Source organism: uncultured Tateyamaria sp. (assembly GCF_947503415.1).
In the GTDB taxonomy this organism is placed as follows: Bacteria; Pseudomonadota; Alphaproteobacteria; order Rhodobacterales; family Rhodobacteraceae; genus Tateyamaria.
The window spans coordinates 147323-166687 of the sequence record NZ_CANNDS010000004.1; the positions used below are offsets into that span (position 1 = coordinate 147323).

The window sequence follows — 19365 nt, forward strand, 5'->3', positions numbered from 1 at the left end:
GTGCAAAAACCCGAGGGAAATGTGGCAAAATCAAGGCGTGGGTTCATGAGCGGTATCTTAAATGCGCAAAAGGCGGCACTTTTGCCGCTGTTTCTTGTGATAATCCTGTTGGGCAGCGAGGTGATCAACCACCTGATCCGTGACCGCGATCTGGCAAGCGAAGTGCTGTCGCGGGCCCGCTTCGTGGAAGAGGTGAATGACCTCGTCCACCAGTTGCAGCGCGAGCGTGGATATTCATCTGGGTTTCTGGCCTCCGATGGTCGCTATCTGGGGCAGGAGATGGCGCGTGAACGGGCGTTGACGGACCGGGTTCTTGCGTCGGTCCTCGGCCAGTGGGCCGGGGGCGGGGATCGGCTCGTTCCGGACCCGGTGCTTGCAGACCTGTCTGATGTCACGGCGTGGCGTGCCCAGATCGATGCATTGCGGATCAGCGGCGCGGATGTGCTGTCGCGTTACACTCGTTTGGTCAATGGCCTGCTTGGTGCCACGGAAGTACAATCCATCAGTGTGACGCGGGACGCGCTTCCGTTGATGATCGAAACCCGGCAGGCCATTGCGCAAGCCAAGGAAGCCGCCGGTTTGCAGCGTGCCGCAGGGTCGATGGCGCTGGGAGCGCACGCGATGGACAAGGCGTTGCACGCACGCGTGCTCACCCTCGCAGCCCGCGAAGAAACGTTTTTAAGCCTCGCGTCCCTCAAGGCAGAAGCGGCCTCACGCCCGTTGAAAGCCATCAAGACCACGCAGTTCGAACAGATGGATGCAGTACGGCGCGATTTGATCGACATGGGGTATGGCGGTACACCCCCCGCGGTCAGCCCGGCAGAATGGTTCGCAATATCCAGCGCGTGGGTGGACCGTTTGCGCGCCGAGGAAAATCGCCTGAATGCAGCGATCTCGCATGTGTCCGAAACCGCGGCTGAGCGTGCAAAGGATGCGTTGATCTTGCGGGGGCTGTGCGTTCTGTTTGCGATGTTTTTGCTGGCGTATCAATTCCGACGCGGCAACAGCACCGGGTTCCAGCAGCATCGACAGGAAATGTCGTGATCTGATCCGGAGCCGGGGTGAACAAACACCCACGGCTCCGAAACGTGTTCCCTTACTCTGCCGCTTTCAGGGGGGCAGTCGTGATCGGTGTTTGCGGGCGCACCGGTTCACCGTGGCTGGGTTCATCGCCAAAGTCCCACACCAGCTCCTGATTGCCGACAGTGCGGCAATCGCGTGACAGCGCCCAATCGCGCGCAGCCCGGCTGGCGCGGCCCATGGACAGCTTGGCCAACAACTGGCTGGTCCATTCCGCATAGGTCACGATCCACACCCGCAGCGCCAGCAGGGATGGTGTCACCATCAATGTCAGCACTGTCGCGATACCAAGGCCAAAGACCACCGCCGTGGCCAGCTGTTTCCACCACAGCGCGGTGGGGCTGTCGACGGTATAGCCGCCATCGCCAAAGTTCAGCGACAGGCCAAACATCATAGGTGCAAGCCCCGCCATCGTCGTGACCGTTGTCAGCAGCACAGGCCGGATCCGGTCCTGAGCGGTGCGGATGATCGCCTCGATCCGGGGCATGTATTTCTCATACTCCTGATAGGTATCGATCAGCACGATGTTGTTGTTCACCACGATGCCCGCAAGCGCCACGATGCCCGTACCGGTCATGATGATCGAAAAGGCCTGGCCCATGACCAGCATCCCGATCAACACACCCGCCGTGGACAGGATCACGGCACCCAGAACAAGCAGGGCGTTGTAGAAGGAGTTGAACTGCGCCAGCAGGATGATGAACATCAGCCCCAGCGCACCAAGGAAGGCCTGCCCAAGGAAGGCCCCGGATTCGGCCTGATCCTCTTGGTCACCGGTCCATTCGCTGTCGATGCCGACAGGGAAGGGGGCGGTTTCAACCCACTTGGTCAGCTCGGCAATCCGCTCGTTCGCATTGACGGGGATCAGACGCAGCGCGCCGGAATTCAACTCGGCTTGCAGATCCAGCGCGCGTCCTTCCGGCTCCATCACGAAGATGGCGTAGCCTTGTCCGTCCACCGTTACCGCTGCGTCACCAGACGGGCGCACCGTGGCCACGATCTGCTCAACCTCGGTGCCGTCCTGATCCACCGTGCGCACCAGCTTTTGCAAGCCATCCAGCACGTCCGCCTTCACGTCGAAATAGCGTTTCTGATCCACACGGCTGATCTGCGCCAGCTCCGCCACAGGGGTGCGGCTGATGAAATTGGCCAGCGGCACAAGACCGTCGGCGGTCCGCACCTTCAGTGTGTCGAGGGTGGACAGCACGCGGTCCTTTTCGGGCAGGCGCACGCGGATATCGATTTCCTCGTCCGAGGTGTCGACACGCATCGTGTCCAGCAGCAGACCACGGGTGACCAATTGCACCATGGCCCCCACGGTTGCCACGTCCGCGCCATAGCGCCCCGCTTTTTCGACATCCACGTCGATCTGCCAGTCAATGCCGGGCAGGGGGCGGGTGTCTTCGATGCGGGTCAGTCCCGGCACGCTGTCGAATTGTGCACGCGCCAGTCCGGCAGCGGTCAGCAGGTCCTGCCAATCATCGCCCTTGATGCGCAAATGCACCGGCTTGGCAGAGGCGGGACCCTGCGCCAGTGGCAGAACTTCGGACCGGATACCGGGGATTTGCGCCAACTCGGTCGACAGCTCGTCCAGAACGGTGTTGCCGTCGAAGTCTTCGGCCTTCACCTCACGCATGACGGTGTAGTTGATGAACGGCAGGGTGAACCATGGCTCGGACGCGTTGGGGCGATCCTCCCACGGGATCGTCTCCAGCTGGATTTGCCCAATCGTGTCACGTGGCGACTGCGCACCGCCCGTGTTGGCGTTCAGCCCGCCTTCGCCCGCAAAGGAAAACGCGCTTTTGATGCCGGGATGGGACAGCACGATGTCTTCGGCCTGCGTCAGCAGCGCGTCTTTCTCTTCCAGCGACATGTTCCCACGCGCCAGTACGTAAACGATGGCCTGCTCGGGCTCTGTCTCGACAAAGAACTCAACCCCGCGGTTGTTGTTGATGAAGTAGATCAGCGTTGTGCCCACAAAGACAAAGACAAAGCCGAGCACCACCAAAGGCATCACCGGATTGCCGACGATGCCCTGGATCACATAGCCGAAGCCCGAGCGTTGATAGCCCGCGCGCACCTTGCCGCGCCGCGTGCCAAAAATCTTGCGCACGCCCCAACCCAAACCCCAGCCAAAGCGCACGAACATGGCGGTCACCGACAGCACCGCCATGATGGCCCCGACAAAGGCAAATGCGGCAAGGACCAGCATGCCCAGACCAAACATGAAGACGTCCACGAATGCAGGCAGTACGGAGCCCCAGATATTCTGCTGGTCCATCGTGGCAAACGCGCCGCTCGCACGGTCCAGAAGGAAGGGAACACCTGCAATGCCCATCAGCATAAGGCCAGCAATCAGGAACAGCCCCAGATGGGCCAGCAAGGGCATGCTTGCGATACGTGCGTTTGCACTGCTCAGCACATGAATGAAGCGGCCCAGCACACCCCCCATGACCGGCAGATACACCAGCGCCACGATCAGCGAGGCGGACAGAACAAAGATCAGGGTGACGGGCAGCATACCCATGAACTCACCCGGCACACCGGGCCAGAACAGCATCGGCAGGAAGGCACACAGCGTCGTCGCCGTGGACGACACGACAGGCCAGAACATGCGCTTGGCCGCCTCCACGTAAGACTGCATGGGACCGACACCGGCTTGCTGCCGCTTGTCGGCGTATTCGACGACCACAATGGCGCCATCGACCAACATCCCGACGGCGAGGATCAGACCGAACATCACGATGTTCGACACCGATATGCCCATGATGGCCAGCAACACGAAACACAGCAGGAACGAGGTTGGAATTGCGAAGCCCACAAGCGCCGCAGCCCGGGGCCCAAGGAAGGCCAGGGATACGATCATCACCAGCGCGATGGCGGTCAGGACGGACCCTTCCAACTGCCCGACCATGGACGCCACTTCGCGGCTTTGGTCGTTCGATGTGCCCACATCGACGGCGGCGATCAACCCATCGGGCCACTCACCAGCCTTCTCATCCACCAGTGCTTTCACTTCGGTGGCGGTGTCGATCAGGTTGAAACCCTTGCGCTTCACCACCTGCAAGGCAACCGTATCCTCGCCGTTGAAACGGGCGGTGGACTCGCGGTCTTCGAAGGTCAGGTTGATCTGCGCCAGATCGCCAAGGGTCACCACACGGTCGCCATTGGTCTTGACCGGCAGGTCATAGATGTCGCGCACTTCGTCGAAGGAGGATGGGATCTTGACGGCAAAGGCACCTTGCGCGGTCTCGACCTCACCGGCTGCAATCAACTGGTTGTTGTTCTGGACAACGTTGATCAACTCACCGGCTGTGACATTGTAGGCTTCAAGGCGCAGGGGGTCGATGACGACCTCGACCATCTCGTCGCGGTTGCCAACAAGGCTGGCTTCCAAAACGGCGTCCAACCCTTCGATGTCGTCCTGCAAATCCTTGGCAACGCGGGCAATTGTGCGTTCGGGCACCGGACCCGTCAGGTTTACGATGATGATGGGGAATTCTGAAAAGTTAAATTCGTCGACCGTGTATTGTTCAAACCCGTCGGGAAAGTCGGCCTCGGCCTTGTCCATGGCGTCGCGCACATCGGCCAGCACTTGGGTTTTGTCCCAGCCGAACTCAAACTCCAGCACGACATTGGCGTAGCCTTCTGCCGCCGTGGTCGTCATCTTGTCGAGACCATCAAGATCGGCCAGTTCGGTTTCCATCGGCTGAACCATCAGCGTCTCGGAATCGGCGGCCGAGATGCCGGGGAAGGGGACCGAGATCACAAGCGTCGGGATCTCGATATCCGGCTCACCCTCTTTGGGCAGCACGATATAGGCCAGTGCGCCCGCAAGGATCGACAACAGAATGAAGGCCACAACCATCCGCGCACGAGACGCGGCCCAGTCGACGATACCGGTCATTGGGTTTGCTCCTGAAATGTGGGTGCGACGGTGACGCCAGCGGTCACGAACTCCTGACCCACCACGATCACATTCACTTCATCCGCCAGGCCGGTCAGCCAGATACCCTGCGCCGTGTCCCGAATAACAGTTGTGGGATTGAAGGCGACAACGCCGTTATCATCCACGGTCCGAAGGCCCAGAAGACCGGTTTCGTTCAGCGTCAGGGCCGACGAGGGCAACAGATGCGCCTTGGCGCCTGCTGCGGAAATGGCAATCTCTGCCGTTTGACCGTCGCGGATTTTCAGGTCCGCATTGGGTACTTCAATCTCCACGCGGAAGGTGCGCGTTGTCTCATCCGCCGCACGGCTCAGGAAGGTGACCTTGCCGGACACATCCTGCCCGCCAGCGGCCAACCGTGCACCGGCCATCGCACCCACTTCGACGCGGGCGACCTCGGTTTCCGGTGCAAAGGCAACCAGCTTGACCGGGTCCAACTGAATGACGGTCGCACAAAGCGACCCGGGCTGCAGCAAGGTGCCCAACTCGGCTGTATCGCTTTCCAGCAAGCCCGCGAATGGCGCGCGAATATCGAGGCGCTCCAATTCCTTTTCGGCGGTCGCGACCGAGGCTGCGGCACTTTCGATGCTGGCATCTGCGCTTTGCAGGCCGGATGTTGCGGCAATCACACCTGCCTTGGCCGCTTCAAAGGATGCTTTCGCGGCCGCCACGGCGGCTTCGGCGTTCTTTACACGTGTCTCTGCGGCAAAGCCGCCCTCGCTTAGACGGCGGGCGGCGTTCTGGTTCACCATGGCTTCGTCAATGCGGGCCTGCGCCTCGATCACGCGGGATTCGGATTCGGGCACGCGGCTTTCGGCTTCGGTCTTGCGGGCAATTGCTTCGGCCAGCCGGGCGCGGGCCTCGGCCAAAGCCGATGACCGGGTGCCGGGATCAAGCTGGCACATCAGTTCGCCTGCCTCGACAAACGACCCCTTGCGCAACGGCGGGGAAATCACGGTCGAGGAAGTCTCGGCGCGCACTTCGACCTGACGGGCGGCTTCGGTCTGACCGCGCAGAACCACGGCATTGTCGATCTCGCGGGCCACGGACTTGCGCACCACAACTTTGATCAACCCGCCGGTCTCTGACGGATCGATCGGCTCTTCGACATTGGCCGCGTCATCCGCTGCTTCCGCCGTTTCGGTTTCGGCATCGCCGCTTTGTCCGCTGACAAAGGCCAGCGTCTGCTCGCGTTCAATGACCCAAAAGTACAATCCTGCGCCAACTGCAATGGCCAAGATCAACGAAACAATACGCATCTCGTGTTCTTCCCTGTAGACCCTGTGACCCACCAAATGACGGCGCGTCAGGTGCGATATAAGAGGTCTTACGACTAAACTAACCAGTTCAGATTACTTTTTTTGCGACACAATCGCAATGATGCCGAATTGCCGCAGGGAAAGGGGCAAACGCCCGCTCTTGGCTTGGGCGCGGCAGCACTGTAAGACAGCCCCGAAAACAAAGGCACGGCGGAGCAAATCCGCCACGTATATTGGGAGCGCGGGCGTGAGCGACACCGACAGCTTTATTGATGAAGTCACCGAAGAAGTGCGCCGCGATCGCCTGTATGGCTACCTCAAGCGATATGGCTGGATTGCAGCTGTCGTGATCATCGGCATCGTCGGGGCGGCGGGGTTCAACGAATACCGCAACGCTCAGGCGGAAGCGCAGGCGCAAGCCTTGGGTGACGCAATGCTCGGTGCCTTGGCCGAAAACGAGGATGACGCGCGCGCCGATGCGCTGACGGGGGTGACCGCCGACACACCCGAAGGGGCCGCTGTTCTGGCCTTCATGACGGCGGGTGCCCAATCGCAGGCGGGCCGGGTCGAAGCGGCCATTGAGACGCTGCAACCCATCACGCAATCGACCGATGTGCCGCTGATGTATCGCCAGATCGCGACCTTCAAGTCCTTGATGTTGCAGTCCGAAACGCAGGATGCCGAAACCCGGCGCCAGGGGTTTCAGGCCATGGCCGTACCGGGCGTCCGCTTGCGTCTGCTGGCCGAAGAACAACTGGCCCTCATCGACATCGAAACGGGTGACACGGACGCCGCGGTCACGCGGTTCCAGATGATCCTTGATGACGCCGAAGCGACCCCGGGCTTGCAACGCCGTGCCCTACAGGCAATGGTGGCGCTAGGCGGCGCGCCAGAGGCCACAGAGACCGCCGGAGAATAAAAGATGGGTCGGACGATGGGGGATCTGGGCATGAGTGGATCAGCACAGAAACATGCCATGCCAGTGGCGCAAAGACGGATCGTCCTTGCCGCCGTGGCACTTGCTGTGGTTGCGGGGTGCTCCGAACGCGAGATCATCCTGCCCGGCAAGCGCGAGCCTGTCTCCGCAATCCTGACCAGCGACACCACCGAAACCGAGGCCGAGGCCGTGACCGAAGCGGTGCGCGACATTACGCTGCCGCCGCAAGTGGCCAACACCGAAGCGGCGCAAAGCTTTGGCACACCCGCCTTTCGCACCGATCACCCGCAGCTGGGTCAATCGCTGACGCCCATCTGGTCGGTCAATATCGGCAAGGGCGACAGCCGCAAACACCGCATCGTCGCGGACCCCGTTGTCTCGGGTGGCCGTATCTTCACGCTGGACGCGGAAACCACGGTGACGGCCGTGTCGACCTCGGGCCAGGTGCTTTGGCAGCGCGATACGCTGCCCGCGCGTGCCGACGAAGGCGACGGAACGGGCGGGGGCCTTGCCGTTGATGGGGACATCCTGTTCGTGTCCAGCGGTCTGGGCACGCTCACGGCGCTGGACACTGCAACAGGTGGCACAATCTGGACGCAAGAGCTTGAAGCCGTCGGCGTCGGGCGTCCCACCGCCTTTGAAGAGCTTGTCTACGTCATGGCCGGGGACGATACCGGCTGGGCGATCGAAAAAGACACCGGGCGTATCGCGTGGCGTGTCACCAGTTCGGAAACCCGCACCAACGTGCTGGGGGGACCCGCACCCATCGTCACCGATGGGCTGGCCGTCTTCTCGTTCGGGTCGGGCGAGTTGCAGGCCGTGTTCCGTCAGGGGGGCTTGCGCCGCTGGGATGCGTCGGTGCTGGGCGAACGTCAGGGCCGGGCCCTGTCCAAGGTGGATGACGTCACAGGGCGTCCGATTGCCAAGGACGGCGTGATATATGCCGGCAACCAGTCGGGCCGCACCGTTGCCGTGAATGCGGGATCAGGCGCGCCGATCTGGACCAGTGGCGAAGGCGCGATCGACACGGTGCTGCCGGTCGGTGGCAGCGTGTTCCTTGTTTCGGACCGGAACGAACTTGTGCGCCTGAACGGCGAAGATGGCAGCCGCATCTGGGGCACACGCCTGCCCAATTTCGTGCGCGAGCGGCCACAGCGCCAATCCGAAGTGTTCGCCCATCATGGCCCAGTGCTGGCAGGGGGGCGGCTGCTGGTTGCATCGTCCGACGACGCACTGCGCAGCTTTGATCCCGTCTCTGGCGGTTTGACGGGACTGACGGACATCCCCGGTGGCGCATCGACAGCCCCCGTGGTTGCTGGTCAAACCCTGTATGTGGTGTCCCGCAAAGGCCAATTGTTGGCCTATCGCTAACGGCTAGGCCCTCTGCGCAGGCTGACGGACTGTCCGGCATGCGCGACGTTGCCGATGTCCGGTTCTGAGAGCCGCGGGCGGCACATTCCAGTGATCGCGATCTCAAACGCACCGAGCGGGCGAGGGGTTCAAAAGCGAACGCAGTTGTTTTTAGGATCCAACGGGCAAGTGAAGGGACAAATTCAGCTGCAGCAATGAGTTGCCCTGAACGCTCCGAACAGGCCTGCGGCAGGCTCGAAATGCAGCGCATCTGTGTGGCTGGCGATCCAAGGCCGCCCCGTTCTCGCGCCTCATAGCCAACTCCAGAGCCTACCATTTCTATTCTCGAAAATCGCCGTTCACTCATGACACAGCACCTTGCTTGCTTGAGAGACTGCGCAGCGGACCCGCCGGAAAGATCACGAGCGCCCACTGCCAGCCCGCGCCAAAAGAATGCCACCAACAACAATCGCGAAGCACCCGATCCATGTCGCCGTGTCAGGCATCTCATCGAAAACGAGAATGCCCAGAATGGCCGAGAAAAAGAGCCACGAATAGTCGACGGGCGCCACCACCGAAAGCGGGGCCGAGCGATAACCGCGAATGGTGCAATATTGTCCAACGACGCCCAAAGGACCAAGCAAAACACACAGAGCGGTGGTCTTTGGACTGACCGATTGCCACGTGATCAGGGCAGGCAGCAGCATCAAGCAAAAGCCGAAGAACGTCACATAAATCATAACCGTGAACGCCCGTTCAGAGCGCCCCAGAACGCTGATCAAAAGCCCCTCCAACGCGAAAAGGGCGGCGCTCGCCAAAGCGACAAGGGCAGGCACAACCGAAACGCCACTTTGAAATGCGCCCTTGCTGAGCATGATGGTTCCGACGCCGACAAGTGATACCAGAACGGCAAGCCAATGCCTGCCGCTGACCGTTTCCTTCAGAACCAGCGTTCCCAGCAGAATGGCGATCACACCATAGCTCATCCCGATGGCCGTCGCGTCAACAAGGGGCATGTTGGCAGAGGCCCACGTGATCGCCACCGCAGCCCCGCAACCACTGAAAGCGCGGGCCAGATGAACAAAAGGTTGCCTGCTTCGATGCGCGCTGGCCTCTCCTTGGGTCGGCAAAAGGGCAAGCAGTGTCAGTATCGCCCCAAAGTATCGAAACAGAGTGAGTTGGAACACGCCAATGCCGCCGTCGGCGAGCTTCCCGGCCGCAAAGATCAGCGTCCAAATAAAAGTGCTCAATAGCACCCAAAGGATCGCGGGCAGGTAACTCTGGGTAGGGGGCATCCGGTCCAACTGCGTGATGGTCCGTGCCGATAGAGCTTGCCGATGGACCGAAAACAAACGAGAAATTCTCATCCTGAATGAGGTTTATTCATGCCAATCCCATCGCAGATCTCGCTCAATGCCATTCGGGTCTTCGTGGTCGCTGCTGAACATGGCAGCTTGACGAAGGCGGCGGACATCCTTGGCGTGACGGCAGGCGCGGTCAGCCGTCAGGTTTCGAGTTTGGAAGGTACGATGGGTGTGCAGCTTTTCACCCGCTCCAGCAATGCATTGCACCTGACCGAAACCGGTAAAGCCTTTTTGCAAAACGCGCGCCACGGCATTCATAGCCTTCACCGCGCCATCGAATTGGCATCGGGCGACGGCAAAGCCATCACCGTTCAGGTCCCGACGACATTGGCAAGCAGGTGGGTGATACCTGCCTTGGCTGATTTCAGGAACCGATGGCCTGACATTCAGGTCAACATTGCCACGCGTGACGGTGTCGGTCTGGATGATACCGTGCCAGCGGATGTGCGTATTGCCTATACCCCGGTGCCTCATCCCTTGCCGGATGGGGATATCCTGATCGAGGACAGATGCCGTCCGTATCTGGCTCCAAGGCTGCTATCGCAGATCAGTGATCCAACCGATCTCTCCGCCATCCCAGCGTTGCAATCCACCGGCAGCAACTGGGATTGGGCGGCTTGGGTGCGGGAAACGACGACGCCCGACGATGTACTGCGTTTCGATGGCGTCTTCGATCTGGACGATGTCGCGATTAGAGCGGCCATTTCCGGCATGGGCATGGTGCTGGCCCCTAGGTTCATCATTGAGGATGATGTGAGATCGGGTCGCTTGTGCCCGTTGCCACACAGTCCGGAGGTTTTGCTGGGATATTACACCTTGCACCTGTCCGAACATCAGAATGCAAATGCCAAGACCTTCGCAAGATGGCTTAAAAAGGCCGTGTAACTTTGGCCTCGAAGGAAATCGTGGATGCAGCGCGACATGGGCGAGGCGAGGGGAGCCCCTCGCTCAATACCCACGCTTCGGATCAACCACATTGACCAACGCGTCTCCGCGCATCCAGTGGCCCAGGTTTTTCAGGAACAGATCGAACGAGGCTCTCTCCCAGTCCTCATAAACGGATGAGCAATGCGGCGAGATGATCACGTTCTCCAACGCCCAAAGGGGGCTTGTTGGCGGCAAAGGCTCGATTTCGAAGACGTCCAGCACGGCAGCGGCCACGCGACGAGCTTTCAGCGCGGCATGCAAGGCTGTCTGATCCACCACACCGCCGCGTGACACATCGGCGAAGATCACGCCGGGTTTCATGCGTGCGATTTCACCCGCACCGATCAGACCACGGGTCGCAGGGGTCAGCGGAGTCGAAACCGCGATGAAGTCGGCGCGTGGCAGCAGATCACCCAGATCGTCCGCGGCATGCACCTCGTCCACATCCTCCATCGGCTGAGGGCTGGCCCGAGTGCCGAGCACGGTCATGCCAAAGGCTTTGGCGCGTTTCGCCACCGCTTGCCCGGTATGACCCAGCCCCGCGATCAACAGCGTCTTTCCGGCAAGCGGCGTGACCATGCGGGGCGTCCAGACCCGCGCGGCCTTGTCGGTGTTCAAACCGGGGATATCGAGGGTGAAATGCAAAAACCCGCCAAAGACGTATTCCGCCATCATCCCGGCCGCCACCCCGGCCGCATTTGTGACGGTCGTTTTCTCCGGGTCCCAGATGCCATAGTGATCCGTGCCCGCCCCGCCATTGGCAATCCAACGGGGGCCGCGGGGGCCAAACAGCGCGTCGCGGGGAAATCCGGGCGTGCCAGCAAAGCGCACGGAATAGACCACCTCAGGTCGGAAATCTTCGATCAACGCAGGCAGCGCGTCATAGCTGTGACACTCCCGAAACTCTGCGTGGGGATGCGCGTCACGCAGCCACAGGGCCATCGGCGCGGTGTCATTGTTGTGCAGGACGATGCGCGGAATGTCAGGCATGAGTGTCCTCCACAGGTGCGCGAACAAGAAGCGCCAATTCGCTGAATGTCACCCCCGGCTGCATAAGCCGTTCGCGCATCGCCCACACGGCAGACCGGCGCGGCTCGGAGAGGGGGGCGGCCATGATGTGGAACTTGTCCTCCACCTCCTGCATCTGCATCGGGGCCTCGGGCCCACCGCGTGCGTGCACGTCGCCCGATGCAATTCGGGTGCCGTCCGACAGCTCAACCGTGACATCGGACCATCTGCTTTCGGGGAACCGGTCGGAATGCCGGGCCGTCTCGCGCACTGAAATGCGTGGCAACGCATGGGCCACCTTCGGGTCGTTCAACGCAGCACCTGTGATCTCTGCAGGACCAATCCGGCCATGCACCAGCATCGCAGCAAGGGCAAAGCGCAGGGAGTACTGCGCCTGTGATGTGGTCTTGGGCATTTCAGTGAACAGCGCTGCGGCCTCGGCGAACGTGTTCACTTCGATCTTCGCGACGTCATCTACACCAAACCCATGCGCGTGCATCAAACCGGAAAAGGCATCCAGCGACGCATGCGCCCAACGGCAGATCGGATAGGGCTTGATGTAGTTCTTCTCGACCGTCCAGACCGCGCCCAGATCGGCCCAGTGCTGTGGCGCGTCCTCGACAGTGATCGCGGGCGCACCGGCAAACCCATCCATCGCCAGCAACGTGGCCATGGACCCTACCAATGCGCCCATGCCAGAGCCGTCGTGCAGCATGGTCGGATTGGCAATCTCGCGCATCATCTGACTGCGTGGGCCGTGATATTCGGCGATCCCAAACGCATGGCGCAACTGATCAGGTGATGCACCCCTCAACCGGCACCCCAGTGCGGCGACACCCAGTGCGTTCCATGCGCCGGACGTGTGATAATCGCTGACGGACGCGTGCAGCGCGATCGCGGCACGGGCAGCAACCTCATAGGACATGACAAGCGCCATCAAGGCGTCACGTGCGGTCAGGTCCGGCGTTTTCTCGGCAAAGGCAAACAAAGCAGGCACCACGGCACACCCGATATGCCCCTTGGTCGGATTGTAGCCGTCATGCGCGTCGAGGTTGTCGATCTGTGTGGCCGCAGCAAATGCGGCACCCGGGATGGACGCACGCCGCCCGTCGAACATGATGCTGGCCGCGTTCTCCGGCATGCCCGCCCCGTGATAGGCAAATGCGTGATCCCGCGCGATCCGGCCAACCTCCAAACCTGCCGCACCTGCGGCCACGCCCACCGTGTCGATCAGCAGCGTCGCCGCCATATCAAGCGCGCTTTCCGGAAAGTCCCCATCCGACAGGGCAAACGCGGCTATCTGGTCAAACTCCATGGCCAACCCCTTCCATGATCTGCCCGTATTCCGACACGCCAAGTTCGATGCCGCACAGCTGCATGGCCTGAAACATCATGGCTTGGTTCGAGGTGATCACCGGCTTGCCCAAAGCCTGCTCCAACCGTGAAATGACCTCCACGCTGCGCATGTCGGTGCATGACAAAACCACTGCCTGAGCGTCCGCGTGATCGGCGGCAAGTCCCAGCTCAAACACAGCGTCCGGGTCCAGTTCGCCCTGACCGTAATTGTCCAGTTCCCCCGCCACTTCTGACCGCGCCACGGTCTGAATGCCCGCCTCAGACAGGAACCGGGTCGCCAAGTCGTTGATCGCGGCGACATAGGGCGAGGCAAAGCCGATGCGGTCCACGTTCAGGACCTTCAACGCGTACACCAACGCGCCCGCCGCCGTCACGGTCCGGGCTCCGCTCTCCGCCTTGATCCGTTCGGCAAGGGCGCGGTCAAAGTAAAGGCCGTGCGTCAGCGTGGCCGACGTACATCCATACAGGATGACGTCCGGGCGCACGCCCTGCAAAAGGCGCAAAGGCTCATCCAGATCAGCCGCACCCAGCCCGTGCATCTGTGCGGCGTCCGGTATCTCGTCCTGATCATAACCACCCAGCCGCGCCACATGCAGCGACACGCCTTCAGGACACAAGAGCGCCATGTCAGGCTCAAGATTGGTATTGGTGAACGGCACCAGAACGCCAAACCGCGCCCGACCACGGGTGTGCATCATGGCTTTTCCCCCTCTGCCCATCTTACCAGACTGTCCGCTGCATGGTTCAGGTGTTCCGCCGCCGCAACGGTGACACGCAAACACTCAGGCAATCCCACGCCGGCTTGGGCACGCACAACAACACCCTCGGCCCGAAGGGCGGCGTCAGCCCGCTGCGCCGACATGGCATCGCCAAAGCGGATCAGGGCGAAATTGGTGAAGCTGTCGGCCACATCGAACCCGCTCGCGCGCAGCCGTTGGATGAACCCATCGCGCAACTGGCAAGTCATCTCACAGGTCTCAAGCATATAGGGCTGATCTCGCAGCACCGCCGCTGCCGCCGCCTGTCCGACGATCGATACATTGTTGGGGTTCATCACCTTGCGGACCTCATTGGCGATGCGGGGTGGAAACAGACCCCAGCCCACCCGTAGCCCGGCCAGCCCATAGGCTTTGGACAGCGTGCGCAGGATCACCGTATCGCCGCGCTCAACCAGATCGAACATCGGCTCCCTGAAGCCGTCCGCGAACTCGCCATAGGCTTCATCAATCACCAACAGGATGTCACCGCGCAGCCCTGCGCGCAGGCAAAGCAGGTCGGCGCGCGGAATGCGGGTGCCCGTTGGATTGCCGGGATTGGCGACAAAGACAATGCGCGTGTCGGCCCGAACCGCATCAAGAAGGGCATCAACGCAGACATATCCGCCCTTTTCCGGGGCAGTGTCGTAGCGCGCCCGCGCCATCAGTGTGGCGGTCCGGAAAAACGGGTAAGCGTGCGCGGGGGCCAAAACCGCATTCTGATCATCGGCAAACACCTGTGTCAGGCATGCAATCAGCTCCATTGATCCGTTCCCGCACAGAATACGGTCTGCGGGAATGCCGTGCAGCCCTGACAAAGCGGTGCGCACATCGCCCCAGTTCGGGTCTGGATACAGATGCGCGGAGGCGAGTGTGTTGCTGACGGCTTCGGCCACACATGGGCTGGGCGGGCGCAGACTTTCGTTCTGCGACAATGAGATTAGCCGCTTGCCGCCAGGGGCGTCCAACTTGGCCAGCGCATAGGGCGACATCGCCGCGATATGTTTGACAGGGGCAATCACGGCTTGACCCCATAGATGTCACGCGCCGCCTCTGGACTGATCAACCCATCCTCAAGATCGCGCAGCACGTCGTCACGCTCCCGCTCTCGCGGCGCGCCGAAACCGCCACCACCCGGGGTCTCGAACACCAGCGTTTCGCCCGCTTTCACCCGGACCTCACCCTTGCCGGGCAGGTCTGGCCCGTCATGGCCGATCCGGATGCGCCCGCATGCGCCCGCACTGCCGCCGCCACGTCCGCGCGCGGGGTTCAGCACCCGTTCGACCGACAGAAACAGCATGAAATCCTCGTCTTGAGAGGACTGCACTTCAATATGCTGCCCCAAACCGCCGCGCATCCGCCCGGGCCCGCCGCTGTCTTGTTTCAACTCTCGCCGCGTGATCAGGATCGGGGCCACAGCCTCGGTCGTCTCCACCTGCGATCCCCAAACACCTGACGGAAACGCGGTTGCTGACAGGCCATCCAGACCGGGCCGCGCGCCGGTGCCACCGCTGAACACCAGTTCCAGTGCAAATTGCGTGCCTCCCTGCGACACAGCCTCGGGCGTATGGCGCAGCGGCAGGTCATACATGCAGGACGCACCCTCGGCCGGGACCAGATCAGGCAGAACCTGGCTCAGGCAGCCATAGACCAGATCAGGGGTCATCTGCCCCAACGTGTGGCGCATGGCCACCGGGGCGTGGGGCTGCGCGTTGAGGATGCAGTCCTTCGGGCCGTCCACTCTGAAAGGTGCAAGCGATCCCGCGTTGTTGGGAATGTCAGGGCCGATGATGCAGCGCAGGGCGAACACCGAATACGCGGTGGCATAGTTGAGCGGCACATTGATGCCCTTGTTCGACAGGCCCGACGTGCCGTTGAAATCCAGCGCAATCCGATCATCCGCAATGGTCAGGGCCGCGTGCAGTTCGATCTCATGCTCATAGCCATCCACCTTCAGAACATTGTGCCAGGTCCCGTTGGGCAGGTCTGCAATGGCCTCAATGGTGCCACGGTAGGACGTGTCGATGATATAGGTCGCCAGATCGTCCAGATGGTCGATGCCAAATTCATCCATCATGCCCGCAACCCGCGCCGCCCCCGTCTCGCAACAGGCGATAAGCGCATATATGTCACCCTCATTGGCGATGGGCTCGCGCGAGTTTGCCTTGACGATCTCCATCAACAGCGCGTTCAGCACGCCCGCATCCATCAGCTTGCAGGGGGGGATAAGCAGCCCCTCGTCATAGATATCCGCGCCCTCCGGCCCCATGCCCAGACCGCCCAGATCAACCAGATGCGAGGTGCACGAGGTGAAGCCAACCACATGGCCCTTGAAGAACACCGGCATCATCAAAAGGAAGTCGTTCAGATGGCCCGAGGCGATCCACGGATCGTTGGTCATGTAGATGTCGCCGGGTTTCATGTCCTGCACCACAAAGCGCCCGCGCAGGGTTTTGACCGCTTCGGCCATGGTGTTTATATGCCCCGGCGTGCCGGTGACGGCTTGGGCAAGCATACGGCCCTGTAGGTCGAAAATGCCTGCCGAGATGTCCCCGCATTCACGCACAATCGGCGAAAAGGCCGCGCGGATCAGGGCCTGACCCTGTTCCTCGACCACGGCCAGAAGCCGGTTCCACATGACTTGCAGGCGGGTGTTGGTGATGTTCATTGCGCGCGCTCCGGTGTGCGGGTCAGCCAGATGTTTCCGCCACCATCCACGTGGGCCGCGAAGTCGGCACTGACGAATGTGGTGGTCTGGGGCTCCGTGATCAGCGCGGGACCGGACAAATGATCACCGGGCCTGAGTGCGGCGCGGTCGTAAATGTCGGCCTCGCACCAGTCGCCTGTGACATCGCACAGGATCGACCGGTGCCCGGCGGGCTGTGCTGCCTGTGTCGCGGCAATCTCAGGGGGGTGCTGCAATGCGTGCGGCTCGGACGACACCTCAAGCGCCCAGTTCAGGATCTCGATACTCATGCCCGGAACCGCACGGCTGAACTGGCGGCTGTACTCCGCCTCAAAGCTGTCGCGCAGCGCGGGGATATCTTTGTCCTCCAACGCGCGGTCTGGCAGGGGGATTGCGATTTCGTGGCCTTGGCCGTGATAGCGCATGAAGCCCTGACGCCGCTGCACAAGCGCACCCACGGGCGCCCCGGCACGCACGACGGATTGCGCCTCGGATATCATCGCGTCGAAAAAGGCGTTGAGCCCCTGCGCATCCAGCGTGTCGAGCGTTTCATAGCGCGACCGGACAATCTCAAAGGACACCGGTGCAAACAGAAAGCCCACCGCCGACCCCACGCCGGGATCACGCGGGATCAGGATGCGGTCCACTCGGGCGCGCCGCGCCACACGGGTCGCGTGCAAGGGTCCGTTGCCACCAAACGCAATCATCAGCCGCGCGCTCAGGTCCTTTCCGGATTCCACGGCATGCATCCGACCCGCACTCGCCATGTTCTCGTCCACGATCTCGCTGATCGCAAAAGCGGCCTGTTCGGCATCCACATCCAAAGCCTGCCCCACGCCACGCTCCAGCGCCAATTGGGTCGCGCCTATGTCGATGGCCAACCTGCCTTCCGCAAAGCGGCTGGGCTCGATCAGACCCTGCATCACGTCTGCATCCGTCACGGTGGGATCGGTCCCGCCCTTGGCAAAGGCCGCAGGCCCGGGTTCCGAGCCCGCGCTTTCCGGCCCGACCTGCAAACGCCCCAGCCGGTCCACCTGGGCAATGGACCCGCCACCCGCACCGATTTCAATCATCTCGATCACCGGTATGCGGACGGGCATGCCAGAGCCCTTGATGAACCGTGCGGCACGGGCGATTTCGAACTTGCGCGCGGTCTGCGGACGATACCCGTCGATCAGGCACAGCTTGGCCGTCGTCCCGCCCATATCAAAGCTCAGCACCTCCCGCTCGCCCGTCTCGGCGGCGATGCGCGCGGCCAGAATGGCGCCACCCGCAGGGCCGGATTCCACCAGCCGGATGGGCAGGCGGGTGGCGGTCTCAACCGTTGTCATACCGCCGCCCGCGGTCATCATCAGGATCGGACAGGCCAGCCCTTCTTTCGTGAACCGCGCCTCGAACGCGGCCAGGTACTGGGCCATCTGCGGCTGGATGTAGGCGTTGGCAATCGTGGTCGACAGCCGGTCGAACTCGCGGGCCTCGGGGCTGACCTCGTGGGACAGCGACACCACCAGATCGGGCAACGCAGCCTGCAGCACATCCCGCAGCTTCAGCTCATGCGCAGGGTTTGCATAGGCGTGCAACAGACAGATCGCGACAGCCGTGGCACCACTGGCCGCCAGTTCCTCCGCCAGCCGATCAACAGCGGCCTCATCAAGGGGATGAATTTCCGCCCCTCTCGCATCCATACGACCGCCGATGGTGAACGACCGGGACCGGGGCACAATCAGATCGGGCTTGACCAGATTGATGTCATACTGGCTGAAGCGACGCTCATACGCGATCTCCAGAATGTCGCGAAACCCGTCTGTCGTGACGGTCGCCACAACCGCGCCGCGCCGCTCGATCAGGGCATTCGTGGCCAAGGTCGTGCCATGGATGAAACCGCCGATCTGGTCCCAATTCGCATCGGCCATGGCCAGCACCCGTCTGGCCCCTTCAACCGCCCCAATATCCGGGCTTTCGGGGGTCGTCGCGGTCTTGGTGGTGGCAAGGATATGACCTTGCCCGTCCACCAAAACCGTGTCGGTGAACGTGCCGCCGATATCAATCGCAAGACGGAAGCCGCTGTTATCAGTCATGAAAGTCTGCAGGAGAGTGAAGGTTCAGGAAGTGCCGGGAAGGCCCAAGCTGCAAATGCCGAAACGGCAAACAACTGGCTCCGGGTCAGACCACAAGGTCACAACCGGTTGCCCGGCGCCCCAAATCCACCCTAGCATCTCGCGTCACCATTCGGCCGCCTTTGCTCTCTCACAATGCGATGACGCTGCCTGAGCGGATGACCCGTTGTCAATAAATATTGGTTTCGCGCCTGCGCCGGGCATCGGCTTATGTCCTGATTTTGGGCATCGTCTCGCACCTGCAAGATGGGCTCCGGGCAGGCCTTGCACGTCCCAACCTGACCGTGCCTTGGGATCGCTGAAAACCCGAGTGGCACGACCGCACCAAACGCTACTGCGTCAAGGCACGCTGGGGTCGGATTGCACCAAGAGTTCATCAGTCCCAAAGACATGGCCAAACGTCACCCATGAACCGGACCGAAACACATCCATGCAGCCCAGAGGTTTGATGAAAACGGTGATCGACACCCATTCAGCGACTTATGCTTTTGCCCGCGCGGCAAGTTTCACGGCGCGGCAAAGGCCGGTCTTGCACAGTTGGTCAAGGCGTCCGATTTCCGCCCATAGTGCAGGATGCCGC

At 61.8% G+C, this 19365-nt stretch carries 13 protein-coding genes; 4 read left to right on the forward strand and 9 right to left on the reverse strand.

Going from position 1 to position 19365, the window contains the following annotated elements; genetic code table 11:
* Positions 1 to 45: 45 nt before the first annotated feature.
* On the forward strand, positions 46 to 1044 hold the full coding sequence (locus Q1A32_RS19635) for a nitrate- and nitrite sensing domain-containing protein (protein WP_299657115.1): 999 nt from the start codon (positions 46 to 48) through the stop codon (positions 1042 to 1044).
* 52 nt (positions 1045 to 1096) lie between these two features.
* Here Q1A32_RS19635 and Q1A32_RS19640 read toward each other — a convergent pair whose 3' ends face one another.
* Both Q1A32_RS19640 and Q1A32_RS19645 read right to left on the reverse strand, forming a co-directional pair.
* The gene (locus tag Q1A32_RS19640) at positions 1097 to 4987 is read right to left on the reverse strand and encodes an efflux RND transporter permease subunit (protein ID WP_299657118.1); all 3891 of its coding nucleotides are present in this window, start codon (positions 4985 to 4987) and stop codon (positions 1097 to 1099) included.
* Entirely contained in the window at positions 4984 to 6285 is a 1302-nt protein-coding gene (locus tag Q1A32_RS19645; RefSeq protein WP_299657121.1) for an efflux RND transporter periplasmic adaptor subunit, read from the reverse strand. Before Q1A32_RS19645 ends, Q1A32_RS19640 begins: the two co-directional genes overlap by 4 nt.
* A 247-nt stretch (positions 6286 to 6532) precedes the next feature.
* Between Q1A32_RS19645 and Q1A32_RS19650 the strand changes: the two genes are divergently transcribed.
* Together Q1A32_RS19650 and Q1A32_RS19655 are read left to right on the forward strand one after the other, a co-directional pair.
* Entirely contained in the window at positions 6533 to 7204 is a 672-nt protein-coding gene (locus tag Q1A32_RS19650; RefSeq protein ID WP_299657124.1) for a tetratricopeptide repeat protein, read from the forward strand.
* 30 nt (positions 7205 to 7234) lie between these two features.
* Positions 7235 to 8593, forward strand: a complete 1359-nt coding sequence (locus Q1A32_RS19655; protein WP_299657127.1) for a PQQ-like beta-propeller repeat protein — start codon at positions 7235 to 7237, stop codon at positions 8591 to 8593.
* A 398-nt stretch (positions 8594 to 8991) separates the two neighbouring features.
* On the opposite strand, the gene Q1A32_RS19660 is transcribed toward Q1A32_RS19655, so the two are convergent.
* Positions 8992 to 9939, reverse strand: a complete 948-nt coding sequence (locus Q1A32_RS19660; RefSeq protein ID WP_366141245.1) for a DMT family transporter — start codon at positions 9937 to 9939, stop codon at positions 8992 to 8994.
* 18 nt (positions 9940 to 9957) lie between these two features.
* Here Q1A32_RS19660 and Q1A32_RS19665 point away from each other — a divergent pair, with 18 nt between their 5' ends.
* Positions 9958 to 10821, forward strand: coding sequence for a LysR family transcriptional regulator (locus Q1A32_RS19665; RefSeq protein WP_299657133.1), 864 nt, complete (start codon positions 9958 to 9960; stop codon positions 10819 to 10821).
* A 63-nt stretch (positions 10822 to 10884) separates the two neighbouring features.
* Here the strand turns inward: Q1A32_RS19665 and Q1A32_RS19670 are convergent, their stop codons facing one another.
* The 6 genes from Q1A32_RS19670 to Q1A32_RS19695 are packed head-to-tail and all read right to left on the reverse strand — an operon-like array spanning position 10885 to position 18746.
* Positions 10885 to 11853, reverse strand: a complete 969-nt coding sequence (locus tag Q1A32_RS19670) for a D-2-hydroxyacid dehydrogenase (RefSeq protein ID WP_299657136.1) — start codon at positions 11851 to 11853, stop codon at positions 10885 to 10887.
* Positions 11846 to 13186 carry an MmgE/PrpD family protein gene (locus tag Q1A32_RS19675; protein ID WP_299657138.1) on the reverse strand — a complete coding sequence of 447 codons (1341 nt, stop codon included), beginning with the start codon at positions 13184 to 13186 and terminating at the stop codon, positions 11846 to 11848. Before Q1A32_RS19675 ends, Q1A32_RS19670 begins: the two co-directional genes overlap by 8 nt.
* The gene (locus tag Q1A32_RS19680; protein WP_299657141.1) at positions 13176 to 13925 is read right to left on the reverse strand and encodes an Asp/Glu racemase; all 750 of its coding nucleotides are present in this window, start codon (positions 13923 to 13925) and stop codon (positions 13176 to 13178) included. The genes Q1A32_RS19675 and Q1A32_RS19680 overlap by 11 nt, the downstream gene beginning before the upstream one ends.
* Positions 13922 to 15004 carry a histidinol-phosphate transaminase gene (locus Q1A32_RS19685; protein ID WP_299657144.1) on the reverse strand — a complete coding sequence of 361 codons (1083 nt, stop codon included), beginning with the start codon at positions 15002 to 15004 and terminating at the stop codon, positions 13922 to 13924. Before Q1A32_RS19685 ends, Q1A32_RS19680 begins: the two co-directional genes overlap by 4 nt.
* Positions 15001 to 16650, reverse strand: a complete 1650-nt coding sequence (locus tag Q1A32_RS19690; RefSeq protein ID WP_299657147.1) for a hydantoinase B/oxoprolinase family protein — start codon at positions 16648 to 16650, stop codon at positions 15001 to 15003. Before Q1A32_RS19690 ends, Q1A32_RS19685 begins: the two co-directional genes overlap by 4 nt.
* Positions 16647 to 18746 (reverse strand): hydantoinase/oxoprolinase family protein, encoded by a 2100-nt coding sequence (locus Q1A32_RS19695; RefSeq protein ID WP_299657150.1) that lies wholly within the window; start codon positions 18744 to 18746, stop codon positions 16647 to 16649. Before Q1A32_RS19695 ends, Q1A32_RS19690 begins: the two co-directional genes overlap by 4 nt.
* Between the last annotated feature and the right edge of the window lie 619 nt (positions 18747 to 19365).

Excerpts from the sequence above, each read along its gene's own strand:
- Q1A32_RS19645 (WP_299657121.1), bottom strand. The coding sequence starts at position 6,285 with ATGCGTATTGTTTCGTTGATCTTGGCCATTGCAGTTGGCGCAGGATTG.
- Q1A32_RS19640 (WP_299657118.1), bottom strand. The coding sequence starts at position 4,987 with ATGACCGGTATCGTCGACTGGGCCGCGTCTCGTGCGCGGATGGTTGTG.
- Q1A32_RS19690 (WP_299657147.1), bottom strand. The coding sequence starts at position 16,650 with ATGAACATCACCAACACCCGCCTGCAAGTCATGTGGAACCGGCTTCTG.
- Q1A32_RS19695 (WP_299657150.1), bottom strand. The coding sequence starts at position 18,746 with ATGACTGATAACAGCGGCTTCCGTCTTGCGATTGATATCGGCGGCACG.
- Q1A32_RS19680 (WP_299657141.1), bottom strand. The coding sequence starts at position 13,925 with ATGATGCACACCCGTGGTCGGGCGCGGTTTGGCGTTCTGGTGCCGTTC.
- Q1A32_RS19635 (WP_299657115.1), top strand. The coding sequence starts at position 46 with ATGAGCGGTATCTTAAATGCGCAAAAGGCGGCACTTTTGCCGCTGTTT.
- Q1A32_RS19660 (WP_366141245.1), bottom strand. The coding sequence starts at position 9,939 with ATGAGAATTTCTCGTTTGTTTTCGGTCCATCGGCAAGCTCTATCGGCA.
- Q1A32_RS19655 (WP_299657127.1), top strand. The coding sequence starts at position 7,235 with ATGAGTGGATCAGCACAGAAACATGCCATGCCAGTGGCGCAAAGACGG.
- Q1A32_RS19675 (WP_299657138.1), bottom strand. The coding sequence starts at position 13,186 with ATGGAGTTTGACCAGATAGCCGCGTTTGCCCTGTCGGATGGGGACTTT.
- Q1A32_RS19665 (WP_299657133.1), top strand. The coding sequence starts at position 9,958 with ATGCCAATCCCATCGCAGATCTCGCTCAATGCCATTCGGGTCTTCGTG.
- Q1A32_RS19670 (WP_299657136.1), bottom strand. The coding sequence starts at position 11,853 with ATGCCTGACATTCCGCGCATCGTCCTGCACAACAATGACACCGCGCCG.